16 protein-coding genes and 1 tRNA gene are annotated in these 16,117 nt (G+C 37.9%); 9 read left to right on the plus strand and 8 right to left on the minus strand.

What is annotated here, in order from left to right:
- The 5 genes from recA to BUB03_RS17405 all read left to right on the plus strand — a co-directional run bounded on the left by recA (position 1) and on the right by BUB03_RS17405 (position 5,370).
- Positions 1 to 1,005 (plus strand): recombinase RecA, encoded by a 1,005-nt coding sequence (gene recA, locus BUB03_RS17385; RefSeq protein ID WP_040997229.1) that lies wholly within the window; start codon positions 1 to 3, stop codon positions 1,003 to 1,005.
- 72 nt (positions 1,006 to 1,077) lie between these two features.
- Positions 1,078 to 1,932 carry a helix-turn-helix domain-containing protein gene (locus BUB03_RS17390; RefSeq protein WP_073065565.1) on the plus strand — a complete coding sequence of 285 codons (855 nt, stop codon included), beginning with the start codon at positions 1,078 to 1,080 and terminating at the stop codon, positions 1,930 to 1,932.
- A 144-nt stretch (positions 1,933 to 2,076) separates the two neighbouring features.
- Complete coding sequence (locus tag BUB03_RS17395) at positions 2,077 to 2,565, plus strand: hypothetical protein (protein WP_073065568.1); 489 nt, start codon at positions 2,077 to 2,079, stop codon at positions 2,563 to 2,565.
- 123 nt (positions 2,566 to 2,688) lie between these two features.
- A complete protein-coding gene (gene htpG, locus BUB03_RS17400; RefSeq protein ID WP_073065570.1) occupies positions 2,689 to 4,581 on the plus strand; it encodes a molecular chaperone HtpG in 1,893 nt (630 codons plus the stop codon).
- Positions 4,582 to 4,992: 411 nt separating this feature from the next.
- A complete protein-coding gene (locus BUB03_RS17405) occupies positions 4,993 to 5,370 on the plus strand; it encodes a helix-turn-helix transcriptional regulator (RefSeq protein WP_040997721.1) in 378 nt (125 codons plus the stop codon).
- Positions 5,371 to 5,585: 215 nt separating this feature from the next.
- On the opposite strand, the gene BUB03_RS17410 is transcribed toward BUB03_RS17405, so the two are convergent.
- Entirely contained in the window at positions 5,586 to 5,882 is a 297-nt protein-coding gene (locus BUB03_RS17410; protein ID WP_073065572.1) for an MGMT family protein, read from the minus strand.
- 102 nt (positions 5,883 to 5,984) lie between these two features.
- On the opposite strand from BUB03_RS17410, the gene BUB03_RS21950 reads away from it, so the two are divergent.
- The gene (locus BUB03_RS21950; RefSeq protein WP_175547512.1) at positions 5,985 to 6,131 is read left to right on the plus strand and encodes a hypothetical protein; all 147 of its coding nucleotides are present in this window, start codon (positions 5,985 to 5,987) and stop codon (positions 6,129 to 6,131) included.
- Positions 6,132 to 6,342: 211 nt separating this feature from the next.
- Here the strand turns inward: BUB03_RS21950 and BUB03_RS17415 are convergent, their stop codons facing one another.
- The 4 genes from BUB03_RS17415 to BUB03_RS17430 form a co-directional block, all read right to left on the minus strand.
- On the minus strand, positions 6,343 to 7,317 hold the full coding sequence (locus BUB03_RS17415) for a deoxyhypusine synthase family protein (RefSeq protein ID WP_040997240.1): 975 nt from the start codon (positions 7,315 to 7,317) through the stop codon (positions 6,343 to 6,345).
- Between the two features lie 182 nt (positions 7,318 to 7,499).
- Positions 7,500 to 7,880: a GreA/GreB family elongation factor gene (locus tag BUB03_RS17420; RefSeq protein ID WP_073065575.1), complete on the minus strand. Its 381-nt coding sequence runs from the start codon at positions 7,878 to 7,880 to the stop codon at positions 7,500 to 7,502.
- Between the two features lie 347 nt (positions 7,881 to 8,227).
- Positions 8,228 to 8,620, minus strand: coding sequence for an alternative ribosome rescue aminoacyl-tRNA hydrolase ArfB (gene arfB, locus BUB03_RS17425; RefSeq protein ID WP_040997242.1), 393 nt, complete (start codon positions 8,618 to 8,620; stop codon positions 8,228 to 8,230).
- A gap of 51 nt (positions 8,621 to 8,671) precedes the next feature.
- The gene (locus BUB03_RS17430; RefSeq protein WP_073065577.1) at positions 8,672 to 9,703 is read right to left on the minus strand and encodes an AMP-binding protein; all 1,032 of its coding nucleotides are present in this window, start codon (positions 9,701 to 9,703) and stop codon (positions 8,672 to 8,674) included.
- 100 nt (positions 9,704 to 9,803) lie between these two features.
- On the opposite strand from BUB03_RS17430, the gene BUB03_RS17435 reads away from it, so the two are divergent.
- Positions 9,804 to 9,874 (plus strand) — tRNA-Gln (locus tag BUB03_RS17435).
- 92 nt (positions 9,875 to 9,966) lie between these two features.
- On the opposite strand, the gene BUB03_RS17440 is transcribed toward BUB03_RS17435, so the two are convergent.
- The 3 genes from BUB03_RS17440 to BUB03_RS17450 form a co-directional block, all read right to left on the minus strand.
- Positions 9,967 to 10,767, minus strand: coding sequence for a GLPGLI family protein (locus tag BUB03_RS17440; RefSeq protein WP_073065580.1), 801 nt, complete (start codon positions 10,765 to 10,767; stop codon positions 9,967 to 9,969).
- Positions 10,768 to 10,898: 131 nt separating this feature from the next.
- The gene (locus BUB03_RS17445; protein WP_073065583.1) at positions 10,899 to 12,326 is read right to left on the minus strand and encodes an amino acid permease; all 1,428 of its coding nucleotides are present in this window, start codon (positions 12,324 to 12,326) and stop codon (positions 10,899 to 10,901) included.
- A 117-nt stretch (positions 12,327 to 12,443) separates the two neighbouring features.
- Positions 12,444 to 12,737: a helix-turn-helix domain-containing protein gene (locus BUB03_RS17450; RefSeq protein WP_073065586.1), complete on the minus strand. Its 294-nt coding sequence runs from the start codon at positions 12,735 to 12,737 to the stop codon at positions 12,444 to 12,446.
- A gap of 185 nt (positions 12,738 to 12,922) precedes the next feature.
- Here BUB03_RS17450 and ccoN point away from each other — a divergent pair, with 185 nt between their 5' ends.
- Together ccoN and BUB03_RS17460 are read left to right on the plus strand one after the other, a co-directional pair.
- Positions 12,923 to 15,202 (plus strand): cytochrome-c oxidase, cbb3-type subunit I, encoded by a 2,280-nt coding sequence (gene ccoN, locus BUB03_RS17455; RefSeq protein ID WP_073065589.1) that lies wholly within the window; start codon positions 12,923 to 12,925, stop codon positions 15,200 to 15,202.
- A gap of 19 nt (positions 15,203 to 15,221) precedes the next feature.
- Positions 15,222 to 16,109 (plus strand): cbb3-type cytochrome c oxidase N-terminal domain-containing protein, encoded by an 888-nt coding sequence (locus BUB03_RS17460; protein ID WP_040997251.1) that lies wholly within the window; start codon positions 15,222 to 15,224, stop codon positions 16,107 to 16,109.
- The last annotated feature ends 8 nt before the right edge of the window (positions 16,110 to 16,117 follow it).

The following is a 16,117-nucleotide window of genomic DNA, read 5'->3' on the forward strand; positions in this document are numbered from 1 at the left end:
ATGAGTAACATTGATGATAAGAAGAAAGCACTTGCTTTAGTGCTTGACAAGCTAGATAAAACATACGGAAAAGGGACTGTAATGACGTTGGGTGATGATTCTGTAGACAATACCATAGAGGTAATTCCTTCAGGATCTCTGGGACTTGACATCGCACTAGGTGTTGGTGGCTATCCAAGAGGAAGAATCATCGAAATATACGGTCCTGAATCTTCAGGTAAAACAACATTAACCCTTCATGCTATTGCTGAAGCACAGAAAGCAGGCGGTATTGCAGCATTCATTGATGCGGAGCACGCTTTCGACAGAACTTACGCAGCTAAGCTGGGAATTGATCTGGAAAACCTTATCATTTCACAGCCGGACAACGGTGAGCAGGCTTTGGAAATTGCTGATAACCTTATCCGTTCAGGAGCTATTGACATTGTAGTTATCGACTCGGTGGCAGCCCTTACTCCAAAAGCGGAAATTGAAGGTGAAATGGGAGATTCCAAAATGGGTCTTCACGCAAGACTGATGTCTCAGGCATTAAGAAAACTTACAGCAACCATTTCAAGAACAAAATGTACCGTGATCTTCATCAACCAGTTGAGGGAGAAAATCGGTGTAATGTTCGGGAACCCTGAAACGACCACCGGTGGTAACGCCCTGAAATTTTATGCTTCTGTAAGACTGGACATCAGAAAAGCAAGCGCACCGATCAAAAACGGTGACGAAGCTATCGGAAGCCGTGTAAAGGTGAAGATCGTGAAAAACAAAGTAGCTCCTCCTTTCAAGCAGGCAGAATTTGACATTATGTACGGTGAAGGAGTTTCCAAAGTAGGTGAAATCCTTGATACTGCCGTAGACATGGGAGTTGTGAAGAAAAGCGGCTCTTGGTTCAGCTATGAGGAAACAAAATTGGGTCAGGGACGTGATGCGGTGAAGGATGTTTTAAGAGACAATCCTGAGCTTGCTGAGGAACTTGAAAACAAGATCAAGGAAGAAATGAAAAACAAAAAATAAGTAATAAAAACGGTCTGAAATTCAGACCGTTTTTATTTTTAACTTTATATCCGCCAAAGCACATCGAGATAAATGATTACTGATTATAAAAAAATTGATCTGTTCGGAAAAACATTCATTCAGAAAGTGGATGTACAATCTCCTTTTGAATTTACCTTTCCGGTTGCCGAGCAGGCGTGCTTTTTATATATGCTGACAGGCGAAATGCAGTATCAGTCTGAGGATATCCTTACCGATATTCCTACCAGACATTCATTGTTACTCAACTGTATCAATTCCGGAAATCATATCCATAATTCAAATGCTGACATTAAAGGTGAAGTTGTGATCGTAACCTTCCATCCGGATATATTAAAGAAGATCTATGAAAGAGAACTTCCCCTGATCCTTCAGCCGGGTGGCAAAGCAACTAACCAGTTGAGCGGAAAAATAAACAATGATTTCCTGATTCATAAATATATTGAAGGTCTTCTCTTCTATTTTGAAAATCCGGCTTTGGTCAATGATGAGATCCTGATTTTAAAACTAAAAGAAATTATCCTTCTGCTTTCCCAAACACAAGAGGCAGAGACCATACAGGCTATATTATCTCAGCTTTTCTCGCCGACATCTTATACGTTCAAACAGATTATAGAAGCCCATTTGTTTTCGCCGGTAAGCATTGAAGAGCTGGCGCAGAAAACCAATTTAAGCGTTTCTTCGTTTAAAAGGGAATTTAAAAAATTATACGATAACTCTCCCGCCAGTTACCTTAAAACCAAAAGACTGGAAAGAGCGGCAGAATTATTGCTGATTTCCGGCGAACGCATTTCCAATATCGCTTTTGAGTGTGGATTCAATGATCTGGCTAATTTTACCAAAAGTTTTCATGACAAATACAATACTTCCCCTACACATTATCGATCCAAGGTAAACAAGGAAGATTAATTTTTTATTCAAATCTTTTCCACGTTAGTTCAGCAAGTTTTTCTTGAACCAAACAGACAGATAATTGAACTTTTTTACAAAATTTTTTTTCTGTTTCTGTTGCAATTTTGTCAACAGTAATTCAACAATCAAAAAATTAAAATTATGGGACTATCGTATTTGGGAATTTTCCATACCGCTATTGGTATTATTGCTATTGTGGCAGCTGTTACAGATTTTATAAAAAAAGGGAAAATTGATCTGAGCTCGCCTTCCGGAAAAATTTATTTTTACTTAACACTCATCACGTCACTTACTGCTTTAGGATTATCCAAACATGGAGGATTTAATCCGGGACATATTTTTGCCCTTTTCATCGTTGTTTTAATATTGATCGCTTATTTTCTTCACAGTAAAAAGCAAGGAAACAACAGAGCCCGTTTCTTTGAAACCTTTCTTCTCTCCTTCAGTTTTTTCTTATCATTGGTTCCTACCGTTAATGAGACTTTTACACGTGTTCCGGTTGGGCATCCATTAGCTAAAGCTCCTACAGATGCAATCATTGGACAAACACTTCTTGCTCTTTTTGTACTGTTTATTATAGGTTTCTTTTTTCAGTTCAGGAAACAAAGAAGAATCAATAAATCGGCATAAATTCTTATAGCTAAATTTTCAGTTTTTAAAATATTTCCTCAAAAATCAATGCCATTCTGTCACATTCTGACGCATGGTATTTTTTTTGAGTCAGGAATAGAAAATTAAAAAACAAAAATTATTATGACTAAAGGAAATATTAATGTATCTGTGGAAAATATTTTCCCGCTTATTAAAAAATTTCTTTACAGTGACCACGAAATATTCCTGAGAGAACTAATTTCCAATGCAACGGATGCTACCTTAAAACTAAAGCATTTAACAAGCATCGGGGAAGCAAAAGTTGAATACGGAAATCCGAAGATTGAAGTTAAAGTTGACAAGGAAAACAAAACACTTCATATCATCGATCAGGGTATCGGGATGACTGCTGAAGAAGTTGAGAAATACATCAACCAGGTTGCTTTTTCAGGAGCTGAGGAATTCCTTGAGAAATATAAGGACACAGCGAAAGATGCAGGAATTATCGGACACTTCGGTCTTGGTTTCTATTCAGCATTTATGGTAGCTGAAAAAGTGGAAATCATCACAAAGTCTTACAAAGATGAACCTGCCGTAAGATGGATCTGTGACGGAAGCCCGGAATTCACCCTTGAAGAAACAACGGATAAAACTGACAGAGGAACGGAAATCGTTCTTCATATTGCAGAAGATTCTACGGAATTCCTTGAAGAAGGAAAGATTCGTGAACTGCTTTTAAAATATAATAAATTCATGCCTGTTCCTATTAAGTTCGGAACAAAAACCCACACCCTTCCGTTACCGGAAGATGCTCCTGAAGATGCTGTGGCTGAAACGGAAGAAGTAGACAATATCATCAACAATCCTACTCCGGCATGGACTATTGCGCCAAGCGAACTGACGAATGAGGATTATATGAAGTTCTATCATGAATTGTATCCGATGCAGTTTGAGGAGCCTTTATTCAATATTCACCTGAATGTTGATTATCCTTTCAATCTTACCGGAATTTTATTCTTCCCTAAAATAAGCAACAATTTAAATATTGATAAGGATAAAATCCAGCTATACCAGAACCAGGTATTCGTAACGGATGAAGTGAAAGGCATTGTTCCGGATTTCCTTATGCTTCTGAGAGGTGTAATAGATTCTCCGGACATTCCGTTGAACGTTTCCCGTTCTTATCTTCAGGCAGATGGTGCGGTGAAGAAAATTTCTTCCTATATCACCAAAAAAGTAGCTGATAAGATGTCTTCTCTGATCAACGAAAACCGTGAAGATTATGAGAAAAAATGGAATGATATCAAGATCGTTATCGAATATGGAATCATCACAGAAGAGAAATTTGCAGAAAAGGCAGATAAATTTACCTTGTATCCTACCACAGACGGAAAGTACTTCCTGTGGAATGAATTACTGGAAAAAATTCAGCCTTCGCAGACCGATAAAGATGGTAACACAGTAATTCTGTATGCTACCAATGCAGACGAACAGCACAGCTACATTCAGGCAGCAAACGATAAGGGTTATGAAGTTCTGCTATTAGATTCTCCTGTGATTTCACATGTCATCCAGAAACTGGAAACTACGAAAGAGAAAGTATCATTTGCCAGAGTGGATGCAGACCATATCAATAACCTCATCAAAAAGGATGAGCCGATTATTTCCAAGCTAAATGAAACTGAAAAAGAAGCTTTAAAGAAAGACGTTGAAGAGGCTGTAAAAGACGCCAAATTCACTGTGCAGCTTGAGGATCTTGACAGCAGTGATGCTCCGTTTACCATCACTCAGCCTGAATTCATGAGAAGAATGAAGGAGATGCAGGCAACCGGAGGCGGAGGTATGTTCGGAATGGGAGGATTCCCGGAGATGTATAATCTTGTGGTGAATTCAAACAGTGAGCTTTCCAACCAGATTCTGAAGACAGAAAATGCTGAGGAAAAAGAAAACCTTATCAGGTATGCTCTGGATCTTGCGAAACTTTCCCAAAATCTATTGAAAGGAAAAGACCTTACAGATTTTATCCAGAGAAGCTACAAGCAACTGGAGAAATAATAATATTACATAAACAATAAGACTGCTCTCATTTTGGGAGCAATTTTTTTATGTGCATCTGCCAAACTATACACTATTGTCATTGCGAGCGCAGCAAAGCAATCTCTTAAATCATCTTAATTACTAAACTTAATGGTTTATTTTGAAACATTAAGGATAGATAAGGTTTTAAGAATATTAAGTTTAAACTTCGTTCTTAAGATGAGATTGCTTCGTTGCGCTCGCAATGACAAATTGTGGTGATGGGGTGTAATGATTTTAAAGAAAAATATCAATGTATTGATGTGAATATTTTAATAAAATCAACTTTCTGTATATTTTCTGCTAAATACAAAGAACCTGACCCATATTTTTTCCATTTTTTATTGTACATTTTAAGGTTTTTTTCCATTTTTGTATAAAATGCCGGATATGCAAAAAGAAAAACTACGTGCCATCAGAAAACAGAAAGGCTACACCCAACAACAGATAGCTGATATTATTGCGACTGATGTATCCAACTACAGCAGAAAGGAAAGCGGTGATGTAAGGATTATAAAAGACGAATGGAACAAAATTGCCCGTTTTCTGGATGTTGCAGTAGAGGACATTTATGAAGATGAGGAAGCAAAGGTGGTGATCAATAATGATCATCCTGTATTTAATGATAGTTCTTCGGGCGGAATTAACAGTCAGTTTAATAATATTCCGGGGTCTATCATTCAGAATCTTCAGGATTACATTTCTTTTTTGAAAGAAGAGAATGAAAGATTGAAGGAAGAACTGAAAAGTCCGAGAAGCAGAAAGTAAATTCTTTACTTATAAATTTTAAATGCCGTGAAGCTGTTGGGCTTCGTGGCATTTTTTATTGTTTTTTTTACTACCCCCGTCTTTTTGCGGGCAAAAATCCCCCCCTTTGGAGAAGGGGAATGATGATCCGACTTGTGGTAGTGGCATTATCAATATTTTTTCATGGAGTTTCCGGCGGCGAAGCCGCCGGAAACTCCATTTATGTTTTAATAAGATTATAATTCTTCCAAAGGATTCCAGAAGAGTTTTTTAAAGTTTTTTATTCTAAAATTTTCAACAGTAATCCCTTCTGCTTCCAATCTTTTCTGGAATTCAGGAACGGATAACGTGCCAGAGCTGGAAATCACCCGATGAGCAGGAACATCTGCAGGACAGCCACCCATCGCCTTTCCTACATGCCGGGAATGATTCGGATAACCTACAGCTTTGGCTATGGCGCCATAAGAGGAAACTCTGCCTTTTGGAATCAGTCTTGTGATTTCGTAAACCTGTTGTTTGAAAATTTCGTCCATAATAATCTGTTATCCTGTAAATAAATAGTTCCGAATAATAATTTCTGCATCATTTTTGAATTCTTTTACTCCTCAATGATGTTTCATTTAAATATTAAAGATATGAAAAAATCATTTTTCAGACTGTTGAATACAGTGAATAAAAAAGTGCTTCCGAAGCTGAGTGGTAAAGATCCTAATAAATTAACCAAACTGCAGAAAGGCATTCTGGCTTACCGTTATTTCGTACTGGTAAATTCGCTTGAATAATTGTTACAGCCTGTCATTGCGAGCGCGACGAAGCAATCTCATCTTAAAAATTAAAAACCTTATTCAACCTTAATGTTTCAAAATAAACCATTAAGTTTAGTAGTTAAGATGATTAAGAGATTGCTTTATTACGCTCGCAATGACGGTGAGAAAATAAAAAAGCGCTTCAAAATGAATTGAAGCGCTGGTATTTTTAATAAGAATTTTATTCTTAAGAATTCTCAAGGATATAAGAGAACATCAATGGTGCACAGATGGTAGCATCACTTTCAACGATGAATTTCGGTGTGGTGATATCCAGTTTCCCCCAAGTGATTTTCTCGTTAGGAACTGCTCCTGAATAAGATCCGTAAGATGTTGTAGAATCTGAAATCTGGCAGAAATAAGACCAGAAAGGAATGTCATGCATTTCCATATCCTGGTAAAGCATCGGCACTACACAGATAGGGAAATCTCCCGCGATACCTCCACCGATCTGGAAGAATCCTACTCCTTTTCCTCCTGAGTTTTTAGTATACCAGTCAGCAAGATAAGTCATATACTCAATACCTGATTTCATTGTAGTAGCTTTAAGCTCTCCTTTGATGCAGTAAGAAGCGAAAATGTTACCCATTGTAGAATCTTCCCATCCCGGAACTACAATTGGTAAGTTAGCTTCCGCGGCAGCGATCATCCATGAGTTTTCTCTTGGAATTTCATAGTACTGCTCTAACACTCCCGAAAGGATCATTTTGTACATGAATTCGTGAGGGAAATATCTTTCTCCTTTAGCTTCTGCATCTTTCCAGATCTCTACAATATGTTTTTGTAATCTTCTGAAAGCTTCTTCTTCCGGAATACAAGTATCTGTAACTCTGTTCAGACCTCTTTCTAAAAGATCCCACTCATCCTGAGCCGTTAAATCTCTATAATGAGGAACTCTTTCATAGTGAGAGTGTGCTACAAGGTTCATTAAATCTTCTTCAAGGTTAGCTCCTGTACAAGAAATAAAATCAACTTTTCCCTGACGGATCATTTCTGCAAGGATCTTTCCTAATTCAGCAGTAGACATTGCTCCTGCTAAAGTAATCATCATTTTTCCGCCATCTTTAAGATGTGCAACATATCCTTTAGAAGCATCCACCAATGCAGCTGCGTTGAAGTGCAGGTAATACTTTTCTATGAATTCAGTTATCGGTTTGCTCATTTTTTAAATTTTTGCAAAGATAAAACTTAAAAACGGAATGCAACATGAGTACTTCAAGAAACTCTTGTATAAGCATTCTTTTTTAACAAATGATAAAAAATAGTTCACTCATCAAGGTTTTTAAATAAAAAGTACAGCCCTGAAGCTGTACTTTCATCTAACAAAATACAAGATATGAAGAACTACCCATACCAGGGTTCCACTTTTAGAATCTCTATTTTCCTTTCTCCATCTTTAAAGGGCCAGTGGATTATATCTCCTACTTTATACCCAACAGTTGCCAGGGCCATATCCGATAAGATGGAATGTTTATTTTTTGCCGGTTTAGCCTTTGCAGAGGCCACAAAAATATATTCATGTTCAAAATTCTGAGTATGATCTTTGATCGTTACTTTTCTGTTGACGGTCACCACATCAGCAGGAAGTTCCCTCCTTAAAACCTGTTTGGCCTTTCTCAGTTCCTCAGCAAGCCGTTTCTCTTCCGGCATGCTTACTTTTTTTCTTCTGATCGTATCTTTTATAGCATCATAAATTCCGGTCGTTACAATAATAGGATTTGACATTTTTAATATTTTTTAAATAATAACGATGCAGTTATTCCAGTGATCCAATGCGGAATGCAAGACCTGTTCGCCTTTTGCCCGTAGAAAACTGCAAAAAATAGTACGTAAAATTTGTTGAGATATTCCCTGCCTTTGGATCCTGACAGGGCTTAATTGATAAAGTCCTTGGAACTTTTAAGAAAAGAATCTGTATGCAGGTATAACAGCGACAGCAAAAGGCCATTGGATGGGCAGGCTGCGGATAAAGAAAAAATTGCTGTCATACTTAATTGATGATTAATGATACTCCTAAGATACTGAAAAAAACTGATATGTGAAACTCAAACCCCGAACCCTGCAACCCGAATCTAAAATTTAAACTTCCTGTTCTCCTTTTTTTCAGAAATTTTCTTTTTGGTATCCAGACGTTTCTGCTTTTGTCCTTTTGAAGGTTTTGTAGCCAATCTTTTCTTTGGAACAATTAAAGCTTTATGAACGAGTTCAATAATTTTTTCAATCGCCTTATTCTTGTTCATCAGTTGGGTTCTGCTCTCCGATACGGTCAGAAACATATATCCTTCAGCATTGATCCTGTTTTTCAATTTACTTTGAATCAGTTCCTTTTGATCATCATTGAAAAATTCAGATTCAGCAACAAGCCAGAGAACGGTAACAGAAGTTTCCACCTTATTCACATTCTGGCCTCCTGCTCCACTGCTCCGGGAAGTTTTAAAGCTGAGTTCTTTTGAAAAATCTTTCATGTTTTTTATTTTGAGAGTCAAGATTCAGGAAGCAAGAATCAGGATAAAAGATTATAAGTATTCGTTTATTTTTCTTTCCAGCTCCAACCTGTTTACTTTACCATTCGGGGTTCGTGGAATCTCTTCCATGAAAATAATTTCTTTCGGCTTATGGAAACTTTTTTCAAATGGCAACCCAGATATTTTTGCTGATATATCTTCAGATTCTTTTCCTTCTATAATCAGTATCAATTTCTGTCCCAAACTTTCGTCTTTTATTCCCACAAAAACGGCTTCATTGGGAATCTCTTTTTTTACTAAAGCTTCCAAAGTTTCCGGAAAAATTTTTGCTCCTCCCGAATTGATCACATTATCTATACGCCCCAGGAATTTAAACTGTTTTTCACCTTTAATCTCAACTAAATCATTAGTCTGAAGCACCTCAGCATTGAGATTTGGTGCTGATATTTTGAGACAGCCCCTATCATCCACACTGATAGAAACATTTTCAAAGATAGTGAAATAATCTTCCGGCTTTGGTACAATCTCTTTCAGGGCAATATGGGAAAGGGTTTCAGACATTCCGTAAGTTTCAAAAATACGGTTTGAAGGTGACAGTTTCAGATTACCGGAAATTTTATGCTTGAGGCTTTCCGAAACAGCTGCCCCGCCAATAATCAGGTTTTTAATCAGATGAAGTTTATCTAAAGAGTTTTCTACCTGAAGCGGAGTCATGGCACAGAAATCTATTTCTTCATTTAAAAATTCAACGGGCTTCAGAGATGGCTCTGCAACAACCAGCTTCAATTTTCTTTCTATCGAACGTACTACCATCATCTTTCCGGAAATATATTCCACAGGAAGGCATATCAATGCTTTATCTCCTTCTTTTAAGCCCAGAAAATTACAGGTCATCACAGCAGAATTCAACATCTTTCTTTTCTCAATTTCAAAAATTTTCGGGGTCCCTGTAGAGCCTGAAGTTTGTACCTCTACAGTATCACTTTCAGAAAACCATTCCTTTAAAAAGAAAATTATTTTTTGTCCGAAATCTGTGTGAAAGGATAAATTATTAATATTGAGATTATTGAAGTCTAGCAGCATAATTTTGTGAAATAAAAAGTAGTGTAAATTTAAAAAAAACTTTAAAAAGTTCTTGTATCTAAAGAAAAAAGCTGTAAATTTGCACCACTGAAATAAACAAAGACCCATGGTGTAGCGGTAACACTACTGATTTTGGTTCAGTCATCTGGGGTTCGAATCCCTGTGGGTCTACAAACCATCCTTTTCTGAGGATGGTTTTTTTATTTATTTCTTCAAACAATTTATATTTCATCAATGAACCCGGCTTAGCATCCGGCAGAAGTTTATTTATAATTGATTTTGTGATTCAATTCTAAAGGATTATTGTCTTCAAGAATAGATTTTTGTGCTTGTCTGATCATTTCATTGATATCTTTTTCATTACCCTGAGGATCAGTAAAAATAACTTTTTTAGCAGTTTTGGAATTCCAGGGATCATTATAATAGGATTTTCCAAGAAGATCATATTTTGCCCAATCGATTGTAATGGTTTTTGTTCTTGCATCAAACCAATTGCTCCCCTTTTTTATTTGTATTAAATTGAAGGAGTAATCATGTTCTGTATCTTCAATAGAAATGATTAAACCGGGTAATCCATGGAAAACATAGGGACCATCATTAAAAGGTAACTCCGTTGTAAACCACGCAATCCAGTTTCTTCCACCATAGTTAACTTCCGCTTTCTGTGTTTTATATTTTCCTATTGTTTTTTGTTCCGGCAAGATTTTCCAGTTTAATTCTTCATCAATAGGAAGAAGATAATTTGCATGTAAATAAGTAATAATTTTCTCTACCTTATTATTACTCATATCTTTTTTTACATAAAATTGATTTTCAACCCCCAATTTAAAGCCTCCATTTTTATTAATAAGCTTAAGGGAATCGGTATCTCTGGACATGGATTCTCTAAAAATAGAAACATTATTGTCAAAATCCAGAATCATTTTATCAGTATTAATATCTTCAGGTTTCTCCTTACTTGTTTTATATTTAGCTTCATAGATAAAACTAAACTTCTGCGAAAAACAAAATGCTGATAATAACGAAAAAAGTAAAATACATTTCAGGTTGTGTGCTATTTTCATAAAATATAGGTTCAGGTTTTGGACTCATTGTTCAGGCAAAACAGTTTTATGGTTTCGCCAATTGAAGTAAATTGTATAATTTCAATCTCGTAAACTTGCACCCCGCACTTCCAATTCTCCCTTTCCGTTTACTACTGGTTTTTAGTTTTATAAAGCTTAAACATGACAAACAGGAAAGCAAGCCACACCGGAATCAAAATCACCTGGATTTCCATTCCTGTAATACTCATCAATACTAAAATTGCAATTAAAAACAATATACAGATATAGTTTGAAACCGGATAAAATATAGAGGGAAAAGAGGCCCTCATGCCTTCTTTGTCTTTTTCCTTTCTAAATTTCAAATGGGTATAACAAATCATCAGCCAGTTGATAATAAGAGTGGAAACCACCAGGGCCATTAAATACTCAAATGCCTTTTCAGGAACCAGTTTGTTGATAATAATACATATTCCCGCAAAACAGGAAGATACAATGATAGCATTGGTAGGAACATGGCTTTTGTTCAGCTTCGTTAAAAACTTTGGTGCATTTCCCTGCTGTGCCAGCCCGAAAAGCATGCGGCTGTTACTGTAAACACTACTGTTGTATACGGATAAAGCCGCTGTCAAAACGATCAGGTTAAGAACATTTGCGATGAGTGAATTAAACTGTATTACTTTTCCAAACAGGTTAAATTCAAATCCGTTTAAGTTCTGAAAAACCATTACGAAGGGACTTGTTCCCTCTGTAATTTCCCTCCAAGGGCTTAAAGCAAACAAAATGACCAATGCCCCCACATAAAAGATCAGGATTCTGTAGATCACCTGATTGGTCGCCTGTGGAATTGTTTTTTCCGGATTTTTAGCTTCTGCGGCAGTAATTCCTATCAGTTCCAAACCTCCGAAAGAAAACATAATCATGGCCATAGCAGCAAAGAGCCCGGAATATCCGGTTTCAGTTTTATTGAACAATCCTTTCGGGAAAAATCCGCCGTCGTTCCATAAATTCTGAATACTGGCTTTATCTCCACCGGTACCGCTTACCAAGAGATAGATCCCGAAAAGAATCATCGCAACAATAGCCACGACTTTGATAATAGAAAACCAGAACTCAGTTTCCCCGTACACTTTTACGGAAGCAAGGTTTAAAGCATTAATAACAATGAAAAAGAATAAACTGGAAACCCAGAGCGGAATTTCCGGCCACCAGAAATGGATATAATGACCAATTGCTGTAAGCTCCGCCATACTCACCAGGATATAGAGGATCCAATAATTCCATCCGGAAGCAAATCCCGGAAAATTTCCCCAATATTTATAAGCAAAATGACTGAAACTCCCTGAAACAGGTTCCTGAACAACCATTTCACCAAGCTGGCGCATAATAAAAAAGGCAATGATTCCTGCTAAGGCGTATCCCAGAATAACGGATGGTCCCGCCAAAACAGCTGCCGGCCCTATCCCAAGAAACAGTCCTGTTCCTATGGCTCCCCCGAGGGCAATTAATTGAATATGTCTGTTAGTTAATCCTCTGACTAAAGAACCGTCTTTGGGTTCTGTTTTCTGCTCACTGTTCATAGAATGAATTATGCTCTAAATATATAAAACTTTAGAGTAATTTCTCTTCTGTAACGCTATAAGAACATTCAACAGATTCAGTTTTAAAGTATTAAAAAAATAAAAAGCAGAATTTGTTTATAAAAACTCTTCAGGAATTGAAATATTATTCTTTTTCATATACTCCAAAAGCCCCTGATATCTATCCTCATTTCCATCTGTTCCACATTTATGGGAAATACTGCAGATGTCAGACGGTTTAATTTCCAGAATGTCTGAAATTTTCGTCAGTATTTCCAGATTGATCTTCACCTTAGAATTTTCAATATCCGAATAGGCCTTTTGGGAAATGCCCATTTCAAAAGCCATATACTCTTGCGTAAAGTCTTTGCTTCTACGGATTTTCCTGATATTTTGGCCACATACTTTCATCGTTTTTGTTTTAGTAGTTTTCGGTATAGTTTAGAAGGATACCTACTAGACTTACACAAAGTTAATAAATACCTTTGGCAAAACATTATACACGTTACATGATATTTATTTTTTCATCCAAATCAAGAGTATCATCATTTGATTTCAGAAGATAAATATCACTTCGGAACAACACTATTGGAATTATGGAGACGCAAAAATTCAATTATGACAATAATATTGTCAGAGCATTCTTGTATGCTACTATCGTATTCGGGCTGGTAGGCTTTCTGTTGGGACTTACGGCTGCGCTGATGCTTTTCTACCCCGAGTTGCCTGAGTTTTTATTCGGGACGGATGATACCACTATCCAGAGTCTGAGAAGCGGAAATATCCAGGGACTTATCAATACACAGGGTGCCATGGGATTCGGAAGGATCAGAATGCTGCATACGAGTGCCGTGATTTTTGCTTTTGTGTGTAATTCCTTCTTCTGCGGAGCTTACTACAGTATGCAGAGGCTTTTAAAAACAAGAATGTACAGCGATACGCTTTCATGGATCCATTTCTGGAGCTGGCAGCTGATGATTGTTGCCGTAGTGATCACATTTTTAATGGGAATCAATACTTCCAAAGAATATGCTGAACACGAATGGCCTATTGATATCCTGATTACCTTCTCATGGGTTATCTTCGGTATCAATATGTTCGGAACCATCGCCAAAAGAAGGGTAAGACACCTTTATGTAGCCATCTGGTTCTATATCGCAACATGGATTGCCGTAGCCATGCTCCATATCTTTAATAACCTCGAAGTTCCCTTATCATTCACAAGCTGGAAATCCTATTCCGTATATGCCGGTGTAAAAGATGCTCTTGTACAGTGGTGGTACGGCCACAATGCCGTAGCATTCGTACTGACCACTCCGGTATTGGGTCTGATGTACTATTTCATGCCGAAAGCGGCACAGCGTCCTGTATTCTCCTACAAATTATCCATTATTCACTTTTGGTCGCTGATTTTCGTATACCTATGGGCCGGGCCTCACCACCTTCAGTATACGGCGCTTCCGGCATGGGCTCAGGCCGTTGGAACCGGGTTCTCTATCATGCTGATTGCCCCTTCCTGGGGAGGAATGCTGAACGGTCTTCTTACCCTAAGAGGAGCCTGGGATAAAGTAAGAGAAAATCCGATCCTTAAATTCTTTGTGGTGGCAGTTACCTGCTATGGTATGGCCACTTTTGAGGGACCTTTGCTGGCAACAAAATCTTTAAATAAAATCGGACACTACACGGATTGGGTGATCGGGCACGTACATATGGGAGCTCTTGGATGGAATGGTTTCATGGCCTTCGGAGTAGTTTATTACCTGATTCCTATTATGTGGAGAACGCCGCTATGGTCTAAAAAATTAGCCAACTGGCATTTCTGGTTAGGGACTTTAGGAATTATTTTCTATGCAGTACCAATGTATATCTCAGGATTTACACAGGGATTGATGTGGAAACAGTTTAACCCGGATGGTACATTGATGTACAAAAACTGGCTGGATACGGTGACTGCCATTATCCCTTACTTTAAAATGAGATTCTTAGGAGGTATCTTTTATCTTTCAGGAGCTATTTTAATGGTAGTAAATGTTATCAAAACCATAAGATCAGGTTCATTCCAGAAAAACGTTCCTGCAGAAGCTCCGGCACTGGCAGATATCGGCAGCGCAAGAAAAGAAGGCGAAGGCGTTCACCTGTGGCTGGAAAGAACTCCGAAACTGTTATCTATATTGGCATTCATAACCGTAGCTATCGGTGGATTGGTTGAAATTATTCCCACATTATCCCTTAAACAAAGCGTTCCTACGATTACAGCTGTAAAACCTTATACACCGCTGGAACTGGAAGGAAGAGACCTGTATATCCGTGAAGGATGTAACTCCTGCCACTCGCAGATGATCAGACCTTTCCGTGATGAGGTGGTAAGATTTGAAGGTAAAAACGGGCAGTATTCCAAAGCGGGAGAATTTGTTTATGACAGACCGTTCTTATGGGGATCCAAGAGAACAGGACCAGATTTGCACAGAGAAGGCGGCAGAAACCCGGATTCATGGCACTTTAAACATATGTATAATCCGAGAATTACCTCCGCAGGCTCAATTATGCCACGTTTTCCATGGCTGATCACCAATAAACTGGACCGTACTCAAATGGTTGACAAAATGAGATTGATGAAAAACACCTTCGATGTTCCTTATTCAAAAGCGGAAATAGACTCTGCCGGCAAATGGGCAGACAGCCAGTCAAAAGCTATTGTACAGAGAATTTATTCTGAAGCCACTGATGTAAAAGACCAGATGGAAAAAGAAAGAACGGCAAGAGGAGCTACATTTGTTCCGCTTGAGCAGAGAGAAATTGTAGCAATGATCGCCTATCTTCAAAGATTGGGAACTGATATTAAAACAACACAGATTCAAACGGCAAGTGCTGAGTAATGATTAAAATGATACCGCAATGAAAAAGAGAACCCCTATTTCAATATACATCGCAACAACGATAGGACTAACGATCATGGCGTTTGAAATGTTCGCCGGAGATTCAGGTTATTTTTCCTCCCCGTTTTTCTGGGCGCTTATCGTGATTGCCGTGATTCTTCTGATGATTATGAACTCCATAGGAGATCTGGTTGAAAATGAAAACTTCAGCAGATTATCGGAGGAAGAAAAGAAAGAATATTTGGCAGAGAAAAGTATTCCCTATTATCAGAAACTTTGGAATTCGGCATTCAAAAAGCAGTCTGCTACAGAAGAAAAAGATATTCTGATCGATCATGGTTTCGATGGAATTACAGAGCTGGACAACTCACTGCCGAAATGGTGGATCGGTCTTTTCTGGTTCGGATGCATATTCTGCGCTGTTTACCTTACTGCTTTTGCTTTTACAGAATATGCCCATCCGGAAGCTGAATATGATAAAGAAGTAAAAACAATGCTGGCATCCATAGCTGAATATGAAAAAACGGCACCCCAGGTTAATCTGGAAACAGCAAAATACAGTGCAGACAATATTGCAGAAGGCCAGGAACTTTTCAAAACGAACTGTGTAACCTGTCATGGTGACGGAGGAAAAGGAGGTATCGGTCCGAACCTTACGGACACTCACTGGATCAATATTAAAGAAAAAAGCCTGTTTAAAAATGTTTTCTGGATGCTTGAAAACGGTTCACCCAATAATCCTACCATGAGGCCTTTCATCAAGGAAGGAACCATTACGGGAAGAGATGCTGAGAAAATTGCAGCCTACATTTACCACATTAACCAGGAAACGTCTCCTATTACTCCTGCTCAGGGCGGAGCTGCCCCTCAGGGTGAGGAAGTGAAATGGGAAAACGCAAATAATTAACAAAAAAT

The organism is Chryseobacterium oranimense (assembly GCF_900129755.1).
Lineage (GTDB): Bacteria > Bacteroidota > Bacteroidia > Flavobacteriales > Weeksellaceae > Chryseobacterium > Chryseobacterium oranimense.

Bases quoted from the DNA above. Each gene is read 5' to 3' on its own strand.
- recA (WP_040997229.1), top strand. From the start codon at position 1: ATGAGTAACATTGATGATAAGAAGAAAGCACTTGCTTTAGTGCTTGAC.
- BUB03_RS17430 (WP_073065577.1), bottom strand. From the start codon at position 9,703: ATGCTGCTAGACTTCAATAATCTCAATATTAATAATTTATCCTTTCAC.
- BUB03_RS17415 (WP_040997240.1), bottom strand. From the start codon at position 7,317: ATGAGCAAACCGATAACTGAATTCATAGAAAAGTATTACCTGCACTTC.
- BUB03_RS17420 (WP_073065575.1), bottom strand. From the start codon at position 7,880: ATGTCAAATCCTATTATTGTAACGACCGGAATTTATGATGCTATAAAA.
- ccoN (WP_073065589.1), top strand. From the start codon at position 12,923: ATGGAGACGCAAAAATTCAATTATGACAATAATATTGTCAGAGCATTC.
- BUB03_RS17440 (WP_073065580.1), bottom strand. From the start codon at position 10,767: ATGAAAATAGCACACAACCTGAAATGTATTTTACTTTTTTCGTTATTA.
- arfB (WP_040997242.1), bottom strand. From the start codon at position 8,620: ATGAAAGATTTTTCAAAAGAACTCAGCTTTAAAACTTCCCGGAGCAGT.
- BUB03_RS17450 (WP_073065586.1), bottom strand. From the start codon at position 12,737: ATGAAAGTATGTGGCCAAAATATCAGGAAAATCCGTAGAAGCAAAGAC.
- BUB03_RS17395 (WP_073065568.1), top strand. From the start codon at position 2,077: ATGGGACTATCGTATTTGGGAATTTTCCATACCGCTATTGGTATTATT.
- BUB03_RS21950 (WP_175547512.1), top strand. From the start codon at position 5,985: ATGAAAAAATCATTTTTCAGACTGTTGAATACAGTGAATAAAAAAGTG.
- BUB03_RS17445 (WP_073065583.1), bottom strand. From the start codon at position 12,326: ATGAACAGTGAGCAGAAAACAGAACCCAAAGACGGTTCTTTAGTCAGA.
- BUB03_RS17410 (WP_073065572.1), bottom strand. From the start codon at position 5,882: ATGGACGAAATTTTCAAACAACAGGTTTACGAAATCACAAGACTGATT.
- BUB03_RS17405 (WP_040997721.1), top strand. From the start codon at position 4,993: ATGCAAAAAGAAAAACTACGTGCCATCAGAAAACAGAAAGGCTACACC.
- htpG (WP_073065570.1), top strand. From the start codon at position 2,689: ATGACTAAAGGAAATATTAATGTATCTGTGGAAAATATTTTCCCGCTT.
- BUB03_RS17460 (WP_040997251.1), top strand. From the start codon at position 15,222: ATGAAAAAGAGAACCCCTATTTCAATATACATCGCAACAACGATAGGA.
- BUB03_RS17390 (WP_073065565.1), top strand. From the start codon at position 1,078: ATGATTACTGATTATAAAAAAATTGATCTGTTCGGAAAAACATTCATT.